We start from the raw sequence: 19,369 nt of genomic DNA on the forward strand, positions 1-19,369 counted from the left end.
CGTGCGACGTGGCTGGACGCAACGGTGCTGGGCGGGTGCCGGGTGGGGGTCAGAGCAGCCAGCGGTGGTCGCGGACGACCGGCAGTCGCGTCCGGATCCGGCCGAGGCCCCAGACGGTGCCGGCGGAGGCGACGGCGAGCGCGATCATGACGGCCGCGTACAGCAGGTGGTAGTCGACGAGCGGGTTGCTGGACATGCTCAGCGTTCCGTCGGAGCCGTGCCGGGCCGGCGGCCATTCCGCCATCCACATCAGCGCCATCATGGCGGTGCCCCTTCCGGGATCTGGAGGACGGACGCGGCAACCGCGTCCGCTCTCAATGTGCCGTCGCCGGGAGCGGGAGCGCAGGGGCCCGCAGTCCCGACGACCGGGCCGAACGTCCCTACTCCGAGGGCCCGTTCAGCCGACCGGGTACGTTGATTCCGACCTGTTCGGTGCTGGCGTCGAGGCGCGGTTCGTCGTCACACCGGACGCCGGCCCCACTCGGGAGCGGTCAACGCCCAGGCCCTTTCCCATTCCGTCATGCGCCGCCGATCGGCACCCCGGCGGACCAGTCCGCGCACCATGACGATCGCGAATGCCGCGCAGCCGGCGCCCAGCGCACCACCGACCAACGTCATCGACGTGAGCTCTTCGCCGGCCACGGGCGCCGGGACCTGCCGGCCGGTCCGGTCCAGCCACACCGTGGTCCTCGAACCGCGCAGACTTCCGGCATCTGCTTGCACCGCACCGGTCCCCGTGGTTCCGGCGGCGGCGGTCCAGCGCACCTTGACGTCATAGTGCACAGTGCCGCCGCCCGGTCGCGGAACCGCCTCCGGCGCGTTCTCCAGCAGGACCGCAGCCACGGGATGCCGCGACGCCCGCTGCTCCTTCGAGGCCTGGAGTGCGGCGGTGTGGGCCGCGCGCCCGGCGGTGAAGGCGGCCGCGGGCAGAAGGAGCAACAGCGCAAGTGCCGTTGCCAGGTTCACCCAACTCTCGATCACGTCCGAGCGGCGGCACAGCGGATTGCTCCGCCGCTGCCGCCACCACAGTTGCTTCTTCACGGTGACGCGACCTCCTTGACCAGTTCGCGTGCGACACCGCGTGCCCACAGCCGGATCTGCTCCGGGTCGCGGAAGTCTCCGCCCCGGCCGGACTTGACGATCATGCGGGCGATCCGGCCCTTGGCGCCGTCCTGCAGGCAGCCGCCGAACGTGACGTGTCCGCGGGCCTTGAGACGGTCGACGAGGCGCTGGACACCTGACACCGGAGGGAGGATGCGTTCGCCGGCTGTGGCGTCGAGAGGTCCGCTGCTGAACAGCCAGACGGGCCGCTCGGTCAGATCCGCCTCGTGGTGCCCGGCGAAGCGGACCGCCTCCCGCCGCCACCGGCCCGCGTACAGGGCGCTGCCGAGGACAACAGCGTCGTAGGAGCCGACGCTCTCCACTTCACCGACAGCCCGGGCCTTCGCCGCCAGACCCTGCTCACGCAGCGCCTCGGCGATCATCGTGGCGATGCCCGCGGTGGAGCCGTTCTTCGATGCATACGCGACGAGTACGCGTTCGGTCATCACAGGTCTCCTGACAGCTTTCACAGCCGGCGAATTCGGTGCGGCGCGGCAGCGCGTTCCGTCCCCGAGCCCGCCGGTGGCCGGCGGACCGGCTCCGTTCCAGCCTGAAGGCCGTGAACCCGCTGGGGGAGGGGCCGCAGGGCCCGGCCAAGGGCCCGACCGGCCCCATGAACCCTGGCCATCACGCGGCGGTGGCGGCGATGTTCACAGGGTTGGGCCTTGGTGTTCATCGTTCGGCTGGTCGGGCGGTCCGGGCGACCAGCAGGCCCGTCCGACCGGCCCAACATGACTTACACTTGAAGAGTTCTTCAATTTGGCATTTAACGGACTGCTTAATGGATGAGGATCGACTGGCGAGGTGTGACGAGGCCCTTCATCGATGTGAGGTGTGAACAGGTCGACTCGCGTGGCGTGAGGGCAGCGGCTGGGGGACCGGAACGCTGCCCAGCGTTCGTGGCGGAGCTCGGCGTAAGCGAAGGCTGCAGAAGGTGGGAGATGGGACGTTGCCAAACGTGCAGATTCCGCTTTATGAGGCGAAAGCGGAGTTCTTTCGAATGCTGGGGCATCCGGTACGCATCCGTGTGCTGGAGCTCCTCCAAGCTGGGCCCATGCTGGTTCGGGATCTCCTGGCCGCAATTGAGGTCGAGCCGTCGAACCTTTCGCAGCAGTTGGCTGTTCTACGACGTTCGGGGATCGTGGTCGCCAGCCGTTCGGGGGCAACCGTGAACTATGAGTTGGCGGGCGCCGATGTGGCGGATCTGCTGCAAGCCGCACGGCGGACCCTGGGGCAGTTGCTGGCGGGCCAGGAGGGACTGCTGGCAGAACTTCACGCGGACCAGGGAGCGGATGACGCAGTCAACGGGGATCAGGTCATCCGGTGAAGCGTCGTGGCGCGACGTCCGGTACCGCGCCCCGGGTGCCGTGGCCGTTGGCGAACTCACCACAGTCGATCACGCGATCAACTACCGCCACCATCAGAGGGCTGGGGCATTGCCGCGACGGTTCGGTGCAGCGGCTCGGCAATGCTCCGTGTCATGGTCCGGTGACCAGGGTTACGTCCGCGTGCCGGGAGGCGGATCCGGCACGAGTCGTGGCGATGAGGCCTCCGCGACCCGCCCGGTGTCGCGGATCCCGCGCAGCAGGATCATCCAGGCCCTTACCCGTCGATCGATGGTGCGCCTTGCACGTGGTGCAGCGGCCACCCCGCATTGCCGGAGCGGGGGTTCTCCTGCGGGGCGGCCGCCGTTCGTGGGTGTCAGGTCGAACCAGGCGGGCGCAGGAAGTTGGCCCTCTGGGGTGGTCCGTTGGCCACCTGAATCTACGAGACTCGTTAATTGCCAATGTTAGCAACTATAGAGCCTGTGTAGAGCGGGGACGCGCAAGCTGTGCCTGCGGTGGGACCGTAATGCAGGGGCAGGCACCGCTAGGCGGCATGTTGCGGGCGGTAGGGCCCATTTCCCCGCCCGGGCCACAGGTTGGCCACAGCATGACAGGTGAGCGTTTCTTCGGCGGAACCGCTTCCAGCTGCTGCGCCGGTGGCCGTCACGCCGCCGTCCTTGGGTTCGGACCGAGGGTGAGGACGCCGAGCGCAACGCCGTCGTCGTCCACTACGGGCCACACGGCCAGTGACCTCTCGCGCATGGTGGCCTCGGCCTCGCTGAGGGGCATGTCTGAGAGGGCGAAGGGACTGCAGTCGTGGGGGATGTCGCGCACGCGGGTGGCCTCGGTATACCAGGGCTGGGCGCTGTGGGCGGTGAGCTGATCGCGGGTGACGATGCCGGCGCAGTGGCCCTCGTCGTCGCGGATGAGGACGTGGTCGGTGCGGGCGCCGTGGAGCACGGCGAGGGCTCGGTCGATGGTCGTGTGGTCGCTCACCTGTAGCTCGGGGGGCGCCATGGCGTCGGCGACGGTCGGGCGGGCGGCATCGGTCATGGTCGGCTCCGCAAGGTTCGGGCCCGCGGTCCGGTCAGGAGTGGCCGGGTGGCGAGGTCGTCAGGGTGGGATTGGTGGCACGGAGGTCTTGCAGGAGCTCGGCCTGGCCGGCCAGGACGCCGCTGAGGATGGTGCGGGCGACCGTCAGGAGCTCGGCCACCTGGGGGCTGGTGAGCCGGTAGTAGACGGTGGAGCCCTCCTTGCGGGTTGCCACGAGGTTCGCGCGGCGCAGCACGGCGAGTTGCTGGGAGAGGTGGGCGGCTTCGATTCCCACCTCGGGCAGCATTTCCGCCACCGCGTGTTCCCGCTGGCTGAGCAGTTCCAGCACGCGGATGCGGACCGGGTGGCCGAGGGTTTTGAAGAAATCGGCCTTGAGTTGGTACAGCGGGGCGCTCACGTGGGCCGCCTCCAGGGTTCCGGGGCCGGGTCCCGGCACATGGTCGGTGGATTCCGGGCAGCAACGGCGTGCGAGCACCCTGTCCCGACCCGGGCGAAGCAAGGAACTGATCTCTTGCCGACTTTAGCAATTCCGTGCGGTTCTCCTCGTTCAGGCGGCGCGCGAGGGCCCCGCCTGCCGCCGTCGGCCGGTTTCCGCGGGCTCCGGAGCCTGGGCAAGAGCCGTCAAAGCGACATCCAGGTCGGGGAAGACCCGGACACCGACCAGGGCATTCTCCGTCAGCAGCGGGGTGGGGCGACCTCGGAGCCCGCACAGCGCCAAGCCGGCGGGCGCTGCAGCGAGGATCGCGGCCTCTCCGTCCGGGCTCCAGCCCATCAGCCCGGACACGTCCAGCACCAGCGTTCCCGTGGTTCGCGCCCGGGCCCAGCCGACCGCTCCGGCGAAGCGGTCGGTAACGCGTCGGCCCAGATGGCCGTACAGATGCAGCACGCCGGTGCCGTTGCGGTCTTCGAAATTCCACTCCATGGCTACTTCCGCCCCCGTCGCTCACTGCTGGGGCTCGCACCCGCAGGGCCGGCGGTGGCCACCGCCGGCCCTGCTGCCAGGTGCCCGTCGCGAAACCGCCGCGCCCATGTGGAGGGGAGCCATCCCGGCCAGGGGTGATGTTGATCGAGGTCGCCTCCGGCTTGGCCGTTCTCATGGGGCGGCATCGCGTGAGCGCTCCGGCCCGCACGGCGTGCGGTGCTGGAGAACGGGGGCAGCATGCGGTCGTTCCCACACCGCGGACAGCGGCTGCTCGCGTCGAGGGCGGCGGGCCTGCAGCGCAGGGTGCAGGCGGGGCAGAACAGGACCGGAGCTTCGTCGCCGCGGATGGGTGTGATGCGCATCCGCCTCTTCATTCCATTCTTCATAGTTGCCAATCTTAGCAAGTGCTAAGGTTGTCATCTAGTGGCCGCTCCGGGGCCCTGACATCCGGAGCGGCCACTTCACCCACTGCACAGGTGCGCCGATGGCTGTTGCCGGTCCGTCGTTCCCCGCTACCGGGTGTGGGCGGAAAACAAGGGAGTTGCTGATGGGCGAGGGATTCAGGGCCGCTCTGCAGCGGCAGGCGGCCACGCTGTGTCAGGCGCTGGCTGATGCCGCCGAGGCGGGAGACGTGTGGATGGTCGCCGTGTACTCGGTCGACCTGGAGGAACTGCAGCGTCTGGGACGGACGCACGATGTCGAACTGCCGGTCCCGGTGCCGCCTGCCGCGGTGAGGCAGAGGTGATCTTGGTGTCGTGCCGCGGCTCGAGCTCCTCCTGCCACCCACCGCGGATCCCCGTGCCAGGGCCCGGGGCGAGGGGGATCTGGCGCCGAGCCATGACGTGGGCTCGTGCGCGACAGGAGGCGCGGGTATTCGGCCCGACCTGTTCCACCGCAGGCGATCCGGCCGTGGGAGCTCGCCCGCGCACCCTTGCGGCCTCGGCCGCCCCATGCCCACAGAGCGCTTCCCACATTGGAGCCCACCGATGACGCAAGCCCTGCCCAACCTGCTGCCCGTCTCTGCGGACATGGCCCGGTCCCTGCTGGCGTCCGACAGGGCCGGCCGGCTGACACGCTGCGATCCTGCCCTGGCGGCCATCCCGGTCCAGCATCACCTGCTCGACGACGGACAACTCATCCTGCGCGCGCAACGGCCCGCCCCGGCATCCCGGTTCGCCTTCCCCAGGCAGCTCACCTATCAGGTCGACCAGATCAACATGCGGGACCACACCGGATGGACCGTCATCGTCACCGGTCTCGCCGACCAGATCACCGGCACCCGCCTGAGGCACTACCGGGCGCGACTGGGTGCCACAGCAACGGTGCACGCCGAGCATTTCCTGCTCATCCACCCCCGGCGCATCACGGGATACCGCCTTACCCGCGACACCTGGTGACGGGTGCACTCCGGGTGCCGCACCGGTCGGCAGCGTCCAGCAGGGGGAATGCCCGATGACCCAGCCCCCTGCCCGAACGCGACCCGAGTACGGCCTTGAGGTGACGTTCCGCTGTCCGGCGTTCTCCACGGTGGCGGCGATCCTCGCCGTGACCGCAGGGGCGGCACTGGTCGCTGAGGACATCCATCCGGACACCGGTGCGCAGCGCGTGATGGTCGACACCGATGGTCCGCAGACCCTGCACCGCCTGCGCAACCTGCTGCGTGACCGGCTCGGCGACGACCTGATCCACCTGGCGGACCCCGTGTTCGAAGCGGCCGCCACCGGCAAGACCACGCAGCGACTGTGCGTGCCGGCCGCCTCTGAGCGCGATCGGGCCCTGCTGGACAGCACGGCGGACCGGCGCGTCATCGAGCACCTGCTCCTCCAACGCGGTGACGTGGACCGGTACACCGGCCGGGGTCGGCGCATCGCGCTGCTGTCCAACGCCTCCGCAGTCGCCGGCCTGGGTCCCCTGCCGGTCACCTGTGTGCTGCCCGCTCTGGAGTCCGCCGCGGTCCATTTGCGCCGTGCCACCGGCCTGGACATTCACCCCCTGCCGGTGGCGGCAGACACCCCTGGGGCCCTCGCCACGATCGCCACAGCTCTCGCACCCGGCTTCGCTGTCCTGTGCCTGATCCACACCCATCCCCTGTACGCCCATGCCGTCCGGGCGGCCTTGGAGGGCTCCTCGACCCCCGTCGTCGATGCCGTCTGCCACGCCCATGCCGTCGCCACCGCGGCAGCCGCGCTCAACGCCCTGGACCGCAAAGGGATTCCGCTGGACACGGCGCGGGTGGTGCTGTCCGGGCCCGAAGCCGGCTGCGAGTTGTCCGGTCTACTGCTGTCCGCGGGTATCCGTGACCTGACCATCGATACGTCCGGCTCACCTATCACGCCGTTTCCCGCTGATCTGGTGGTGGATCTATTCGGTCTGCCGGCACCCCGGGACGGGACTCCGGTCCTGCGTGCCTGCCCGCAGGAGCTCCCGCCTCTGCATGCGAGCACTCAGCAGCCACACCCCTTTCACGCACTGCCGGCCCTGCTCACCGTCGCTGCCCGCACCCGCCACTTGGGTCCGCACGGCCTGGTGAGCGCGGTGCGGGCGCTGGCCGCACGGGCTCCGGCAGGGGGCCTGCTGCCGCCGGTCGGGCAAGCCGGGCTGGTCCAGGCGCTGACGCTCGCGTTGCTGCCCGGCTCCTCGCACCCCACCGATGTCTGACCCCAGGGATCACACCCCTGGTCGCTCTCTACCCGTAAGGCGATGCGCATGCAGGTGACCCAGTCCGCCAAGCTGGCGAATGTCTGTTACGATATTCGCGGACCAGTGCTCCACGAGGCAATGCGGCTGGAGGCTGCGGGGCACCCCATCGTGAAACTCAACACCGGCAACCCGGCGGCCTTCGGCTTCGAGGCCCCGCCGGAGCCAGCCCTGACGAGTCGGTCCGGCGGTGGTTCAGGTGGTGGGTGTCAGACCGTTCTCCGGCCAGCCGGTGGTCCGCCACTCCTGCTGGCCGCTCGAGTCCTCAGCAGACACGGAATGGGCTGACAAGGCCGCGGCCAGGTCGTAGTGGATGGTCACCGGCGGATGCGATTCGCCGGGGACGACCAGCCCGTCGGCGGGGATCGCAGCGAGTTCCAGCGGCCGGCCGGCGGCAGCGAGGCGGCGGCCCGCTTCGGTCACGGCCTCCTGCCCCGCTGCTGACCATCCCTGCAGGAGAGCCAGGTCGAGAATCACGGGGCCGGCGCCTCGGGCCTGCACCCAGCCCACCGCTCCGCCGAAACGTGAGACGGAGTCAGCGCCCAGGAAGCCGGAGACGGACAGGAGCCCCAGACCCTCGAGGGTGGTGTAGTGCCATTGGATGGTCATGTTCTGTTTCTCGCTCTTCCTTCTTCGATGTGACCGCTGCGGGCCGGGCTTCTACAGCGGCAGGGTGATCCACATGTTCTTCCCGCCTCCGTCGGCGTCGGGACGCACCGTGCAGGTACCCCCGAGCTCGGCGGTCAGCTCGGCGATCATCGCCAGGCCACCACCGGCGACGGCGAACTCGACCAGGTCCGGCTGATGGGGATGACGGTCGTGGACCGCGAAGGCCAGAACATCCGCCCCGGCCGCGTACGTGACGGTGGCCTGCGGGGACGCCGTAGCGGCGTGCCGGACACTGTTCGCGACCAGTTCGCTCAGGATGAGCAGCGCGGGCCCCATGACGGGGTGAGCCCGGTTGATGCCCCAGGCGCGGTAGACGTCTTCGGCGGTCTCACGCGCCCGGGCCACCGCACCGGGCGCCATGGGAACGGTCATCACGTGCCGGTGATGCAAGTCAGCGATCCGGGTCACGAACCGTTCGACCTTCCTGAATCGGCAATCTCCGCAGTGGCGGCCGTAGCAGCGGCGAGCCGATAGCCGCGAACGGTTTGCGGGCTGATGTGGGCGAGCGTGTCATGCGGACCGAAGACCCAGCCGGGGAGCGTACGGCGGTAGTGTGCGGCCTCGTCGACGTCAACGATCAGTCCGACCGGTCCGGTGACGCTGATCGACCACCCGCTGCGCCGTGCCGCAACGATCTCCTCGGCGTTGTACGTCACAACGGCTGGTCCCGCGAGGGCGCCTTCGGGCGCCGGGACACGGACGATGAGACGACCGTTCTCCAGGACATGGACTGCGGGCCGGACCTGGGTCAGCCCACGTTGGACGAACACCAGACGGCCACCGGTGGTGCCTCTGAGCAGCCACAGGGCTTCGGGCCCCATCATTTCCGTCATTCTGTGGGACATGGAGGTCATCCGGCCGGCTCCTCGGTAGGGATTTTGGCGGCTTCAGCGGGGATCACCAGAACTCCCGTGCGCTGCAGGTGGGTTCGGGCCGCGCGGATCGCCTCCGGCGTGGTGCTGAAGACTCCGCCGTTGGCATACAACGGATCCAGGACACCGAGCGCGTCCAGAGCCTGCCGTTGGCCGGCCTGGATGCCTGATGCCATCACGGTGATCCCGCGACGACTCAGTTTGTGCACCGCGTCCTTGAGGACCAGTGCCCCCGTGGCATCCAGTGCGGTGATGCGTGACAGCCGCAGGATCACCACCCGCACATCGGCGACATCGGTCAGCTCCAGCAGGAAGCGGTGCGCGGCGGCGAAGAACAGCGGCCCCTCGATCCGGTACGCCACGATGTGCTCGGCCAGCAGCTCATGCTCCTCGACGCTGTGATCGCCCGCCGGGTCGTGCTCCAGCGGGACCCGGTCCAACCGGGCGTGCTGGGCGACCGCGCGCAGGGCGACCACCGCCGCGACCACCAGCCCCAGGACTACCGCATACACGAGGTCGAGTGCCAGTGTCGCCAGCGCGGTGAGGATCAGGACGAGCGCATCACCCCGCGTGGCGCGGACCATCGCCCGCAGCGAACCGACCTCGATCATCCGGATCGCGGTGGCCAACAGGACCCCCGCCAGCGCGGCCAACGGGATCCGGGCCACCAGCGGCGCCGCCGCGAACACGATCGCCGCCAGGACCACGGCGTGGGTGAGGGCGGCAAGCCGGGAACCCGCCCCGGAGCGCACATTGACCGCGGTACGCGCGATGGCAGCCGTCGCGGGAACTCCACCGAACAGCGGAGCAGCCAGGTTGGCGAGGCCCTGCCCGAACAGTTCACGGTCCGGATTGTGCTTCTGCCCCACCGTCATGCCGTCGGCCACGGTCGCCGACAGCAGCGACTCCAGGGCGGCGAGCGCGGCCACCGCGATCGCCGGACCCAGCAGCGAGGACACTGTGGACAGGTCCAGGAATCCGAGGGAGGGCGCGGGAAGGCCGGCCGGCAGATGCCCGATCCGGGCCACGTCGAAGTGGGCGGCTTGTGCCGCGAGGGTCGCTGCGATGACCCCGACGATGGAGAACGGCACCGTCGGACGCCAACGGGCACCGGCCAGCATCAGCGTCGCGACACCGGCCGACAGGCCGACGGCCGTCCAGTTCGGATGCGCCGCGAACTCCTCCACCGCGCGCCAGGCCACGACGAGTACTTTCTCGCCTTTTGGCGTGGCCACACCCAGCGCGGCCGGCACCTGCTGCAGTCCGATCACGCAGGCGATACCCAGCGTGAAGCCCTCCACGACCGGCGCCGGAACGTACTTCATGTACCGGCCGGCCTTCGCCACAGCCAGTGCGATCAGGATGAGCCCGGCCATCAGCCCGACGGTGAGCACCCCGCCCGGCCCGTACCGCGCCACGATCGGGACCAGCACCACGGTCATCGCCCCGGTGGGCCCGGACACCTGCAGATTCGACCCGCCGAAGACGGCAGCCACCGCGCCGGCCACCACAGCGGTGGCCAGCCCCGCCTCCGCGCCGAGCCCGGACGAGACCCCGAACCCCAAAGCCAGCGGCAATGCCACGATCGCCACTGTCAGCCCGGCCAGCAGATCCCGGCGCGGCTGCCGTCGCATCCCGGAGAAATCCGCCCGGACCGGGAGCAGCGAGCGGATCGAACCCCAGACATCGTGCAGCACCGTAGTCACCGGGAGACGACCTCGTTCTTCCGCAGCTCGGCAAGAAGCTCGTTCTGGCCGGTGAGAACCTGCGCGAGGATGGTGCGCGCCACGGACATCAACACGGCCACGTCTCCGCCGGCCAGCGCGTACACCACGGTCGAACCGTCCCGGGTGGACGTGACGATCCCGGACCGCCGCAGCACGGCGAGCTGCTGCGACAGGCTCGACGGCTCCACCTCGATCGCCGTCAGCAGCTTGCGGACCGGTATGGGCCCGTCCTGCAGCAGCTCCAGCACCCGGATCCGCACCGGATGCGCGAGCATCCGGAAGAAGTCTGCCTTGGCCTGATACAGCGGAACCGCCACAGCGCGCCCTCCTCGTCGCCGGCTTCCACCGGACTGGGCTTCGTCCTGTGCCATCGATGACTGCAGACACAGCACTCACAGCATGTAATGAATTGCCATTTTTTGCAATTCTATCAAAGCGCATGAGGATGTCGGAGCTGGAGGGCGAGCAGTCGCAGCGCACACCGGTGGTGAGCTCAACGGCCTTGGCCGTGGACGCACCGCCTCCGTTCGGGGGCTGTGCTCCGGGTGGTCAGTCGTGGGCGATGACGGCGACAGGGGCGATGGCGTGGTGCAGCACGGCGTGGGCGACCGGCCCGAGATGGGCGCCCAGGGGCGAGCGGCGCAGATGCCGGCCGACGATGACGAGGTCCGCGCCCACCGAAGCCTGAACCAGTCGGCTGCCGGCAGGTCCCATGAACGCCTGGGAGTCCGCGCGAACGGAGGGGAACTTGTCTCGCCACGGCTTCAGCATGTCGTCCAGCATCTGCGTGACACTCCGGCCGATGTCCCGTTCGTTGTCGGGGTCGAAGAAGGGGATGTACTCGTAGGCGGGAGGAAGCTTCCAGCCATGCACGGCCCGCAGGGCGCATTTGCGACGGGCAGCTTCCTCGAAGGCGAAGGAGAGGAGTCTGTCGGCGGCTTCGTGGATGTCCACGCCCACGACGATCTCGCCGTACCCGGCGGGCTCCGTGGGCCCGGTTTCCTCCGGCGGCCGTACGAGGGCCACCGGGGTTTCCGTGGCCGCGAGCGTCGACATGCCCACCGAACCGACGAAGAAGCCGACCAGGCTGCCCAGGCCGCGGGAGCCGAGGACGAGCAGCTCTGCGTCGGTGGCCTCGGCTGCCAGGGCTGCGGCCGGCCTGCCGGAGAGACAGCGGATGGTGATCTCCAGGCCCGGGTACCGGCGGCGTACGTCCTCCGAAGCCTCGGTGAGCGCCTCGTCGGCCCATCGGTCGGCGCTCTCCCGGCCCGACCGCGGAATGGCTGGGCTCATGGGCCAGTCGACCGCGTGGACGAGTCGCAGCGGGACCTCCCGCAAGGATGCCTCCCGTGCACCCCATATGGCTGCTGCCCGGCTCTCGGGTGACCCGTCGATGCCGACGGTCACATGGCGTTTCATGGCGGGAGCCTCCTGGGGGCACGTTCCAGCGGTAGCCGGCGGAGCGGCGGGTCTGCGGTCTTTCAGAGTGGCCCGGGACAAGGATGCGGAGGAGGGGCCAAACGGCCCCTGGTCGGACCGACCAGCCCCCGCCCACCCCCGGGACGCCGGACCGGATCACGCACTCCGCACGCAGCAGCCTGCTGTTGGGGAGGGTGTACACGGGGACTCTTGGCCCACGTCTGAGACCTGAACGGCCCTCCGCGTGGAGAGTCCGCTGTGGCAGCGTGAGAGCTGGACCCTTGCTGGTTCTCGGTGAGGAGGAACCGTGGAAAGTACCACGAGCGGCTCGGAACTCGGCTCCGTCGTACACGGACTGCTCCACCGGGCACACTGCCCGGTGCTCACGGTTCCTCTCGGCTGAGGATCACGACGGCGACGGCCCCAGCCGCGCAGGAAGCACTCGGTGTTCGGCACAGCGGTGATCTGTAGGGGAGTTGGAGAGGGAGGCGATCAGGATGTACCACGGGATCACCCCGAGAACGCCGACGGCTGATCGCACCGCAATCGGGCCGCGGCATACGGCGACGCTCGAACCCGACGAAGCCCTGAGACTGCTCGGCACGGTCACTCTCGGCCGCATCGTCTTCACCCGCCACGCACTGCCGGCAGTATGCCCGGTCAACCACATCATCGACGCCGGGGACATCGTCCTCTGGGGTTTCGACGGCGGAGATATCGCCGCGCTCACGGCGCCCGACGACTGCCCCGGCATTGTCGTGGCCTATGAGGCCGATGCCATCGACCCGAAGACGGACCTCGGTTGGAGCGTGGTCGTCACCGGCTATGCGATGCCCGTTACGGACGGCCGCGACGGCCAGCGGTATGGGGAACTGCTCCGTCCGTTGATCGGCGGCCCGATGGGCCGCGTGCTGAGCATTCGGCCCGGTCTCATCACCGGATTCCGTCTTGAGAAGGCCTGACCACCAGGTTGGGTGGTACCAGGTCACGGTGAGTGTGTCGTCCACCCGGTGCGTTCCGAAGCGCCACAGAGCCGGCCGACGGGGGACCCGCCGGCCGGCTCTGTGGGGCCGGACTGTCTCCTAGCGTCGAGGGCAGCGGCGGACCGTGGTCTCGGCCTGCCAGGTGCTCACCGGGTGCCGAGTACTGATCGCGCGTGATCGCCGTGCGACGCCATGACCAGTACTTGATAACGGCTGGGAATGACGGCGCTTCTGGACGTGAAATCCCGGCGTCCCGCGGTCATGGCGAACTGGAACAGCGCGAAGATCCCGCCGAACAGCACACCCCAGCTCAGGCCCCAGACCATGGCCTTCCAGAAGGCTGTCGTGCTCAGGATGCTCAGCAGCAGGCCGACGAAGGCTCCGAACCATGCTCCGCTCGTGGCTCCGTACAGCAGAGCGCGCTCCCAGTTCAGCCGCCCGGTGATCTGCTCCACCATCCGGAGGTCGCTTCCGACGATCTGGGTGGTCTCCACTTCGAATTCGTGGTCGGCGAGGTAGTCGACGACGCTCTGCGCCTCGTCGTAGGTGGGGAAGGAGCCGAGTGACACCTGCTCGCCCGGATGCCGTTCGACGGGTCCTCGTCCTGGTTTCACTGCTGTCGTGTTCATCATGGCTGCCTCCCGGCATGATCGATGGTCCGCGGATCCGATGGCGCCGGTGTGGCGATGGGTAGGGGCCGACCAAGCTCTCTTTCGCGGGGCGGTACGGAGGAGCTGGCCGGCAGGCATCTCATTCAGGAACGACGACGACCGGGCACGGTGCGTGCTGGACGCAGTGCTGGCTGACCGAGCCGAGGAGGATCCCGGCGAAGGTGCCGTGTCCCCTGGTGCCCACGGTCAACAGCTGGGCTCCCGCTGCTGCGGCCAGCAGGACCTCCGCGGGATGGCCTTCCACCACGCGGGCCAGCACTTCGACCGGCCGGTCGAGGCGCTCCGACTCGTTCGCGACGACCTCGTCGAGGTTCTTCTGGATGCTGGCGGCGATGTCACCGAGGTCGATGACGCCGGGTACCCACCCGTAGCTGTACGTGTACATGTCGGGGTTCTGCCATGTGGTGATGGCTTCTACTGTGGCATCGGTCAACTGTGCGTAGGCCATCGCCCAGCGCAGCGCTGAGGTGGAACACTCCGGCCCGTCCACTCCGACGACCACACGTCGGGCGGGTCCCTGGGTCTGCTTCGGCATGTCGATCTCCTGAGATTGGTTCGCTGCCCGCTTTTCGAGCCGACCGAGCTCTACGGGGAAGGGCTGAGGAACACCCGCTGTGATGGGACCACCGCGGGTGTTCGGGGGACGGATGGCATCGACCGGGTCCGCGTGCATGCGGCGACGAGCGCCGCATCGATGTCACGTGCACCGGTGGAGACACGCGACGTGTACGAAACGTCCGGGAGTCGCCGGTGAAGGTCCGGGTTGGAAGTGGCGCTGTGAGCGAGTGCCTGTTGCTCTGCACCCAGCGTGCTCTGCCGTCCCCGGATGCGTGAGGGGCCGAAGGTCCCGCTGAACGCCGAATGGTCCTCGTGGATCAGTCTGGTCGGGCCCTTCAAAGGCGACGACAACCGTGCGTGCAAGGACCAGAACCTGCGATGCACCGGGCCGTATCGCGGCCGCAGCGTGGTGTGCGCCCCTGAGTGGTCCTCCCTGGTGCAAGGCGGCCGCCTCCGGCGGCGGGGGTCAGCGAGCGGGCACGATCGCCACCGGGCACGGGGCATGGTGCAGCATGGCGTGGCTCACCGAACCGAGTTGAAGGCCCGGATGCTCGTGCCGGCGGCGTGCGCCGAGTACGAGAAGGTCTGCTCCGGCAGCCGCACGCAGCAAGCTGGAGGCAGACCGGCCCTGCACAGCATTGCGCCGTACCCGCAGACCGCTGACTCCCGTCTCGGGAAGGGGCACTGCGCCCAGCAGGTTCTGTGCGCGGTCGGCCGCCGCACCGGCGTCCATCACCACTGACACCCCTGACATGTCGATCTCGGGGCGCCATGCGTGCACGAGCTCCAGGTCGGCATGTCCCGCCGCCGCTTCCTCGACCGCGAACTCCGCCGCTGCTGAAACATCGTGCGACCCCACACCCAGCACCACACGGCCGCGCCCGACCTCCGCGGGCTCACGTTCACCGCGAACCACCACGACGGGGTACGCGGCCCTCGCGGCGACCCGCAGGCTCACCGAGCCGAGCAGCAACCCGGGGAATCCGCCGTGGCCGCGGATTCCCAGCACCAGCAGCGGGGAGTAGCGCTGCAGGCCCAGCAGCGCGGACAGGACGTCCTCGGCGAGCATTTCGGTATCCACCGCTACGCCGGGCCGGCGCGCGGACGCCCGTTCGGCCGCGGAGTCCAGGATGTCCTCGATTGCCTTACGCTCGGGCGCGAGTTCAATGTCGTCCACGGTTTCCTGTTCGAACTGCTCCCAGACAGAAGCGTGGACGAGCCGCAGCCGCGCTCCGCGGCGGAAGGCGTCGTCCACCGCCCAGTCCACGGCTCGCAGACTCTCCGGAGAGCCGTCAACGGCCGCCAGCACGCATGCAATGCTCATGATCTTCTCCACACCTCGACAGGCCGATTCCGGCCATGTGTGCGACGACCTGTCGACCGGTCGCTTGACTCGATCCGTCGGCGGGTGCGAAACCGCACCTTCTGTCAGTTCACACGCGGTGTGCCGCACGCGGTAGGGCCGGTCGGTCCCGCTCGCCCGCGCAGTAGGCCCCTTGCATGGGCCGGTGCCCGACCCCGGGGCGAACGGTCAGTGTGCGCGGGTCACCGTCGGTGACCGGCGTCGTGCCGGCCTTCCTGGCGGCGCCCTCCTGCAGACTTGCTCGCGCTTACAGGTGGCACTTGACGGTCGAGCGATACTGCGTCAACCGTGCCGCGGGTAAGGCCGATCGGCCCCGGAGCGGGCCGTGCGGCCCCTGTACCGGGCGTGTGGAGAGCCGGAGGCTGCTGTCGAACGAGTTCACCGAAACTCTCTTCTGGAGGTAACTCTCGTGTCCGCTCCCATTGCTGTCGGCCTGGACGGCTCCCCTGAAAGCATGGCCGGCGCTCGCTGGGCAGCCCGTGATGCGCTGCGCAGGAACCTGCCAGTGCGGCTCGTCCATGTCTGGAACTGGCATCCCCATCCCGGCGAGACATCTGACGGCTTGGAAGCACAACGCCACTGGGCCCAGCGGATACCGCGCGAGGCCGCCGCTGAGCTCACCCGGGAGTACCCCGCGCTGGAGATCGTCATTGACCAGGTGGGAGGGCAACCCGCGGCTGTTCTCCCGGTCGTCGCGGAAGAAGCCGAGCTTCTGGTTCTCGGCTCCCTCCAGGCGAAGGGCATTTCGGGCTTCCTCGTCGGATCAGCGTCGTTGGCAACGGTCGCCTGCGCCGAGCGGCCGGTGGTTCTCATACGGTCCGGCGAGACCGCGCAGGACGAACACCAACCCGACGAAGCCGGGCTTGCGTCGACCGTCACTCCGTACCGCGATGTGGTACTCGGCCTCGATCTCGCACGGCCCTGCGACGAACTGCTCGAGTTCGCGTTCGACGCAGCTCTGCAACGCTCCGCGAGGTTGCGCGTCATCCATTGCTGGAAGCTGCCGTCGGCCTACAAGCACCGCGACGCAACGGTCGGCAGCACTCCGGAATCCGCTCTCGTAACTCAACAGGCGCATGCCCTGACCGAGATGCTGCGTCCCTGGCGGGACAAGTATCCCGCAGTAGAGCTGATCGAAGAGTCCGTGCCGGGAAAGCCTGCGGAGCACCTGCTGACCGCCTCTGCGGACACGTCACTCCTGGTCGTCGGTCGGCGCACCAGCCACTCACCGATCGGCAGGCATATCGGCCCCATCACACTCGCCGTGCTCCACCACTGCTCGGCACCGGTCGCGGTGGTACCGCACGCCTGAGAGCCCTGGCGCGACGGGGCTGGGGTTCCGGGCCCTGCGGCTCGATCTCATGAACACTGTTGGACCGGTCGGACGGGCCGGGGGTGGCCATTAGGCCCTGGCCGCAGCATTGATCACCGCGAAGAGTGGTGATCCCGGGGGACGAGCCGCCGGCGGCCCGCAGCAGATGGCGTTTCGGCCGGTGACAGCTGTGGGCGCAGTGACGATGAAGAGGAGCATGTTATGGCCAAGGCATATCTTGTGGGGAGCGGCATCGCTGCACTGTCAGCCGCCGCTCTCCTGATCCGCGACGGCGGATTCGCGGGCTGTGACATCCACCTGCTGGAGGAGCAGGAGGTGATCGGTGGCAGCCTGGATGCGGGAGGCACCGCGGAGACCGGGTACTCGATGCGGGGCGGCCGAATGTTCGAGGGCCAGTTCCGTTGTACCTACGATCTGCTGTCGTCCATCCCCTCCGTCGACGATCCGTCGATTTCGGTTACCGAGGACACCTTCGCTGCTCACGAAGCCTTTCCCTGGGATGACGCTGCCCGCTTGGTCGACAGCGACGGGAAGATCATCGATGTCCGCTCCATGGGCTTCTCCGAACGCGACCGCCTCGATCTGGTCGCCTGCATGGCCACTCCCGAGCGCCTCCTGAACCGAAAGCGGATCTCCGACTGCTTCGGCGAAGAGTTCTTCACCACCAACTTCTGGTACATGTGGTGCACGACCTTCGCGTTCGAGCCATGGCACAGTGCCATCGAGTTCCGGCGCTACCTCAACCGCTTCGTGCACCTGTTCCCGACTTTCGCCACCATGTCAGGGATCTACCGGACCCGGTACAACCAGTACGACTCCATCGTGCGTCCGCTCCAGAAGTGGCTGAACGACCAAGGCGTGACCACCCGCACCGGCTGCCTGGTCACCGACCTGGCGTTCGCACCGGGTGACGCGACCACCGTCGAGCGGATCCTGTACACCCACGGTGGTCTCAGAGAAGACATCCACGTAGCGCCCGACGACCTCGTTCTCGTCACCAACGGATCCATGACCGCCAATTCCAGTCTGGGATCCGATACCGCGGCCCCGATACCCGTCATTGCTGCCTCCGAACAGCCGGGGTCCTGGCGGCTCTGGCAGTGGCTGGCCCGAGGACGCGACGACTTCGGTAACCCTCACGTCTTCGACCGGAGTGTGAAGGACTCCACTTGGGAGTCCTTCACGGTCACCTGCAAGGACCCACTGTTCGTCGAGCTCATGGAGGCGCTGAGCGGGCGCGAGGCCGGCGAGGGCGGTCTGATGACCTTCCCGTCCTCCAGTTGGCTGCTCACCATCGTGCTGAACCACCAGCCGGTGTACCGCGAGCAGCCCGACGGCGTCACGGTCTGGTGGGGCTACGGGCTCTTCCCGGATCGATCCGGTGACTACGTCGGCAAGCCGATGACCGACTGCACAGGGCAGGAGATTCTGCGCGAGGTCCTGCACCACCTGAATTTCGAAGCGAACCTGGACCGCATTGCGGAGACCTCGACCGTCATCCCGTGCCTGATGCCCTACATCACCAGCCAGTTCCTGGTCCGTGAGCACGGTGACCGTCCGCAGGTAGTACCGAAGGGCTCCACCAACCTGGCCTTCATCGGCCAGTTCGCCGAGGTTCCCGATGACGTGGTCTTCACGGTGGAGTACTCGGTACGCACCGCCTGGACCGCCGTCAACACACTCCTCAAGCTCGGCAAGGAGCCGCCGTCGGTCTATAAGGGACAGCGCGATCCGCGAGTGCTCATGAACGCGCTGACCACGATGCATCAGCGGTAATGCTCCCAACCGGTCTGCGGCCTGCTGCAGACCAGGGACTGACCGACCCAAGCGGAAACTCCTATGACGAGCCGAAAGTGGAGTCCGGAGGTGAGCTCCATGGGGGAGCGTTGTGTGGTCGCTGGTGTGGACGGTTCCGTTCAGGGTCTGGAGACTGCTGAATGGGCAGCGGCGGAGGCGCAACGGCGTCGCTGCGCATTACGGTTGATGGGTTCCGGATTACCTGGTGGCCTTGACGGGGTGCTGGCCGCTGTAAGGGTGCGGCATCCCGCGCTGTCGATGACGACTCAGCGAGATGAGCGCCCGCAGTCCGCCCTCCTTTCGGCTTCGGCCGGTGCCGGCCTCCTCGTGATCAGTGCGATGAACCGCGATGCCAGACGGATTGCCGCCGGCGCACAGTGCCCCGTGGTCCTGGTACGGGAAGCCACAGCCGGCGAGATCGTCCTTGGGCTTGACGCGCGCCACCCGGCGGCAACTGCGACCGGCTTCGCTTTTGACGCCGCGCAACGGCAGGGCTGTCGGCTACGCGTGGTGCACGCCTGGCGGCTGCCGGCGCCAGTGAAGGGCCGTGCGCGGTACACGGTTCTGGAGGAGGACCGGGCCGAATGGGAGGACGAGGAAGTGCAGGTCCTCCATGACGCGTTGCGTCGCTGGCGGGAGAAGTACGCCGAGGTGGATGTTCTTCCGGATGTGCGGCTGTTCACCGCGTCGTGGGCTCTGGTGAACGCGTCCTCGCACGCGGGACTGGTCGTGTTGGGACGCGGACCGGACGGGCTCGGCCCGGTGGGGCACGCGGTCGCCGAATTCGCGGAGAGTCCGGTCGCGTTCGTTCCGGCCTGACGCACACCGCCGGTGACAGGACCGGGTCGATGCCGGTTCCACCACCGAAGCCGGACAGCG

23 protein-coding genes and 3 pseudogenes are annotated in these 19,369 nt (G+C 68.6%); 10 read left to right on the plus strand and 16 right to left on the minus strand.

The annotated features are described in order from the left end of the window. Nucleotides 1-49 precede the first annotated feature (49 nt). From G3I60_RS11255 to G3I60_RS11265, 3 genes and pseudogenes are all read right to left on the minus strand, one after another. A pseudogene (locus G3I60_RS11255) lies at nt 50-271 on the minus strand (hypothetical protein); the annotation flags it as partial. Nucleotides 272-459: 188 nt separating this feature from the next. Then, nucleotides 460-1,041: a hypothetical protein gene (locus G3I60_RS11260; RefSeq protein WP_164293188.1), complete on the minus strand. Its 582-nt coding sequence runs from the start codon at nt 1,039-1,041 to the stop codon at nt 460-462. After that, entirely contained in the window at nt 1,038-1,547 is a 510-nt protein-coding gene (locus G3I60_RS11265) for a flavodoxin domain-containing protein (protein ID WP_164293189.1), read from the minus strand. Before G3I60_RS11265 ends, G3I60_RS11260 begins: the two co-directional genes overlap by 4 nt. Nucleotides 1,548-2,059: 512 nt before the next feature. On the opposite strand from G3I60_RS11265, the gene G3I60_RS11270 reads away from it, so the two are divergent. Beyond that, nucleotides 2,060-2,428 (plus strand): metalloregulator ArsR/SmtB family transcription factor, encoded by a 369-nt coding sequence (locus G3I60_RS11270; protein ID WP_164607064.1) that lies wholly within the window; start codon nt 2,060-2,062, stop codon nt 2,426-2,428. 661 nt (nt 2,429-3,089) lie between these two features. Here the strand turns inward: G3I60_RS11270 and G3I60_RS11275 are convergent. The 3 genes from G3I60_RS11275 to G3I60_RS11285 form a co-directional block, all read right to left on the minus strand. Next, on the minus strand, nt 3,090-3,479 hold the full coding sequence (locus G3I60_RS11275; protein ID WP_164293191.1) for a CBS domain-containing protein: 390 nt from the start codon (nt 3,477-3,479) through the stop codon (nt 3,090-3,092). A gap of 34 nt (nt 3,480-3,513) precedes the next feature. Next, entirely contained in the window at nt 3,514-3,876 is a 363-nt protein-coding gene (locus tag G3I60_RS11280; RefSeq protein WP_138351974.1) for a metalloregulator ArsR/SmtB family transcription factor, read from the minus strand. Between the two features lie 150 nt (nt 3,877-4,026). Further along, nucleotides 4,027-4,401 (minus strand): hypothetical protein, encoded by a 375-nt coding sequence (locus tag G3I60_RS11285; RefSeq protein WP_138351973.1) that lies wholly within the window; start codon nt 4,399-4,401, stop codon nt 4,027-4,029. A gap of 547 nt (nt 4,402-4,948) precedes the next feature. On the opposite strand from G3I60_RS11285, the gene G3I60_RS11290 reads away from it, so the two are divergent. The 4 genes and pseudogenes from G3I60_RS11290 to G3I60_RS11305 all read left to right on the plus strand — a co-directional run. Beyond that, the gene (locus G3I60_RS11290) at nt 4,949-5,146 is read left to right on the plus strand and encodes a hypothetical protein (RefSeq protein WP_138351971.1); all 198 of its coding nucleotides are present in this window, start codon (nt 4,949-4,951) and stop codon (nt 5,144-5,146) included. A gap of 241 nt (nt 5,147-5,387) precedes the next feature. After that, entirely contained in the window at nt 5,388-5,798 is a 411-nt protein-coding gene (locus tag G3I60_RS11295; RefSeq protein WP_164293192.1) for a pyridoxamine 5'-phosphate oxidase family protein, read from the plus strand. A 55-nt stretch (nt 5,799-5,853) separates the two neighbouring features. Continuing rightward, nucleotides 5,854-7,059, plus strand: coding sequence for a malic enzyme-like protein (locus G3I60_RS11300; protein WP_164293193.1), 1,206 nt, complete (start codon nt 5,854-5,856; stop codon nt 7,057-7,059). A gap of 48 nt (nt 7,060-7,107) precedes the next feature. Continuing rightward, nucleotides 7,108-7,263, plus strand: a pseudogene (locus tag G3I60_RS11305) (aminotransferase); the annotation flags it as partial. Between the two features lie 30 nt (nt 7,264-7,293). On the opposite strand, the gene G3I60_RS11310 reads toward G3I60_RS11305, so the two are convergent. The 6 genes from G3I60_RS11310 to G3I60_RS11335 all read right to left on the minus strand — a co-directional run bounded on the left by G3I60_RS11310 (nt 7,294) and on the right by G3I60_RS11335 (nt 11,785). After that, nucleotides 7,294-7,707, minus strand: coding sequence for an anti-sigma factor antagonist (locus G3I60_RS11310; protein ID WP_164293194.1), 414 nt, complete (start codon nt 7,705-7,707; stop codon nt 7,294-7,296). Nucleotides 7,708-7,758: 51 nt separating this feature from the next. After that, on the minus strand, nt 7,759-8,139 hold the full coding sequence (locus G3I60_RS11315) for an ATP-binding protein (protein WP_138351967.1): 381 nt from the start codon (nt 8,137-8,139) through the stop codon (nt 7,759-7,761). Between the two features lie 32 nt (nt 8,140-8,171). Then, nucleotides 8,172-8,621: a pyridoxamine 5'-phosphate oxidase family protein gene (locus G3I60_RS11320; protein WP_138351966.1), complete on the minus strand. Its 450-nt coding sequence runs from the start codon at nt 8,619-8,621 to the stop codon at nt 8,172-8,174. Beyond that, entirely contained in the window at nt 8,618-10,273 is a 1,656-nt protein-coding gene (locus tag G3I60_RS11325; protein ID WP_203672753.1) for a SulP family inorganic anion transporter, read from the minus strand. The genes G3I60_RS11320 and G3I60_RS11325 overlap by 4 nt, the downstream gene beginning before the upstream one ends. Nucleotides 10,274-10,341: 68 nt before the next feature. Then, complete coding sequence (locus G3I60_RS11330) at nt 10,342-10,683, minus strand: metalloregulator ArsR/SmtB family transcription factor (RefSeq protein ID WP_164293196.1); 342 nt, start codon at nt 10,681-10,683, stop codon at nt 10,342-10,344. Between the two features lie 232 nt (nt 10,684-10,915). Beyond that, on the minus strand, nt 10,916-11,785 hold the full coding sequence (locus tag G3I60_RS11335; protein ID WP_203672721.1) for a universal stress protein: 870 nt from the start codon (nt 11,783-11,785) through the stop codon (nt 10,916-10,918). A gap of 307 nt (nt 11,786-12,092) precedes the next feature. Between G3I60_RS11335 and G3I60_RS45330 the strand changes: the two genes are divergently transcribed. Together G3I60_RS45330 and G3I60_RS11340 are read left to right on the plus strand one after the other, a co-directional pair. After that, entirely contained in the window at nt 12,093-12,188 is a 96-nt protein-coding gene (locus tag G3I60_RS45330) for a universal stress protein (protein WP_239069731.1), read from the plus strand. A 94-nt stretch (nt 12,189-12,282) separates the two neighbouring features. After that, the gene (locus G3I60_RS11340; RefSeq protein ID WP_164293197.1) at nt 12,283-12,747 is read left to right on the plus strand and encodes a pyridoxamine 5'-phosphate oxidase family protein; all 465 of its coding nucleotides are present in this window, start codon (nt 12,283-12,285) and stop codon (nt 12,745-12,747) included. 167 nt (nt 12,748-12,914) lie between these two features. Here G3I60_RS11340 and G3I60_RS11345 read toward each other — a convergent pair whose 3' ends face one another. The 4 genes from G3I60_RS11345 to G3I60_RS11360 form a co-directional block, all read right to left on the minus strand. Next, nucleotides 12,915-13,397, minus strand: coding sequence for a general stress protein (locus G3I60_RS11345; protein WP_203672723.1), 483 nt, complete (start codon nt 13,395-13,397; stop codon nt 12,915-12,917). Nucleotides 13,398-13,518: 121 nt separating this feature from the next. Next, a complete protein-coding gene (locus G3I60_RS11350; RefSeq protein WP_164607066.1) occupies nt 13,519-13,974 on the minus strand; it encodes a universal stress protein in 456 nt (151 codons plus the stop codon). A gap of 50 nt (nt 13,975-14,024) precedes the next feature. Then, the gene (locus tag G3I60_RS46345; protein WP_164293199.1) at nt 14,025-14,501 is read right to left on the minus strand and encodes a DUF5133 domain-containing protein; all 477 of its coding nucleotides are present in this window, start codon (nt 14,499-14,501) and stop codon (nt 14,025-14,027) included. Continuing rightward, the gene (locus G3I60_RS11360; protein WP_203672725.1) at nt 14,464-15,321 is read right to left on the minus strand and encodes a universal stress protein; all 858 of its coding nucleotides are present in this window, start codon (nt 15,319-15,321) and stop codon (nt 14,464-14,466) included. The genes G3I60_RS46345 and G3I60_RS11360 overlap by 38 nt, the downstream gene beginning before the upstream one ends. 448 nt (nt 15,322-15,769) lie before the next feature. On the opposite strand from G3I60_RS11360, the gene G3I60_RS11365 reads away from it, so the two are divergent. The 3 genes and pseudogenes from G3I60_RS11365 (at nt 15,770) to G3I60_RS11375 (ending at nt 19,309) form a co-directional block, all read left to right on the plus strand. Further along, on the plus strand, nt 15,770-16,672 hold the full coding sequence (locus G3I60_RS11365) for a universal stress protein (protein WP_164293200.1): 903 nt from the start codon (nt 15,770-15,772) through the stop codon (nt 16,670-16,672). A gap of 216 nt (nt 16,673-16,888) precedes the next feature. Continuing rightward, a pseudogene (locus G3I60_RS11370) lies at nt 16,889-18,469 on the plus strand (oleate hydratase); the annotation flags it as partial. Nucleotides 18,470-18,583: 114 nt separating this feature from the next. After that, nucleotides 18,584-19,309, plus strand: coding sequence for a universal stress protein (locus G3I60_RS11375; protein ID WP_343241934.1), 726 nt, complete (start codon nt 18,584-18,586; stop codon nt 19,307-19,309). Nucleotides 19,310-19,369: the final 60 nt, after the last annotated feature.

The sequence above is a fragment of the Streptomyces sp. SID13666 genome (genome assembly GCF_010548325.1).
GTDB classification, from domain to species: domain Bacteria; phylum Actinomycetota; class Actinomycetes; order Streptomycetales; family Streptomycetaceae; genus Actinacidiphila; species Actinacidiphila fildesensis.

Bases quoted from the DNA above. Each gene is read 5' to 3' on its own strand.
- G3I60_RS11265 (WP_164293189.1), bottom strand. From the start codon at position 1,547: ATGACCGAACGCGTACTCGTCGCGTATGCATCGAAGAACGGCTCCACC.
- G3I60_RS11275 (WP_164293191.1), bottom strand. From the start codon at position 3,479: ATGACCGATGCCGCCCGCCCGACCGTCGCCGACGCCATGGCGCCCCCC.
- G3I60_RS11285 (WP_138351973.1), bottom strand. From the start codon at position 4,401: ATGGAGTGGAATTTCGAAGACCGCAACGGCACCGGCGTGCTGCATCTG.
- G3I60_RS11290 (WP_138351971.1), top strand. From the start codon at position 4,949: ATGGGCGAGGGATTCAGGGCCGCTCTGCAGCGGCAGGCGGCCACGCTG.
- G3I60_RS11295 (WP_164293192.1), top strand. From the start codon at position 5,388: ATGACGCAAGCCCTGCCCAACCTGCTGCCCGTCTCTGCGGACATGGCC.
- G3I60_RS11300 (WP_164293193.1), top strand. From the start codon at position 5,854: ATGACCCAGCCCCCTGCCCGAACGCGACCCGAGTACGGCCTTGAGGTG.
- G3I60_RS11310 (WP_164293194.1), bottom strand. From the start codon at position 7,707: ATGACCATCCAATGGCACTACACCACCCTCGAGGGTCTGGGGCTCCTG.
- G3I60_RS11315 (WP_138351967.1), bottom strand. From the start codon at position 8,139: ATGACCGTTCCCATGGCGCCCGGTGCGGTGGCCCGGGCGCGTGAGACC.
- G3I60_RS11320 (WP_138351966.1), bottom strand. From the start codon at position 8,621: ATGACCTCCATGTCCCACAGAATGACGGAAATGATGGGGCCCGAAGCC.
- G3I60_RS11325 (WP_203672753.1), bottom strand. From the start codon at position 10,273: ATGCGACGGCAGCCGCGCCGGGATCTGCTGGCCGGGCTGACAGTGGCG.
- G3I60_RS11335 (WP_203672721.1), bottom strand. From the start codon at position 11,785: ATGAAACGCCATGTGACCGTCGGCATCGACGGGTCACCCGAGAGCCGG.
- G3I60_RS11340 (WP_164293197.1), top strand. From the start codon at position 12,283: ATGTACCACGGGATCACCCCGAGAACGCCGACGGCTGATCGCACCGCA.
- G3I60_RS11345 (WP_203672723.1), bottom strand. From the start codon at position 13,397: ATGAACACGACAGCAGTGAAACCAGGACGAGGACCCGTCGAACGGCAT.
- G3I60_RS11350 (WP_164607066.1), bottom strand. From the start codon at position 13,974: ATGCCGAAGCAGACCCAGGGACCCGCCCGACGTGTGGTCGTCGGAGTG.
- G3I60_RS46345 (WP_164293199.1), bottom strand. From the start codon at position 14,501: ATGCCCCGTGCCCGGTGGCGATCGTGCCCGCTCGCTGACCCCCGCCGC.
- G3I60_RS11360 (WP_203672725.1), bottom strand. From the start codon at position 15,321: ATGAGCATTGCATGCGTGCTGGCGGCCGTTGACGGCTCTCCGGAGAGT.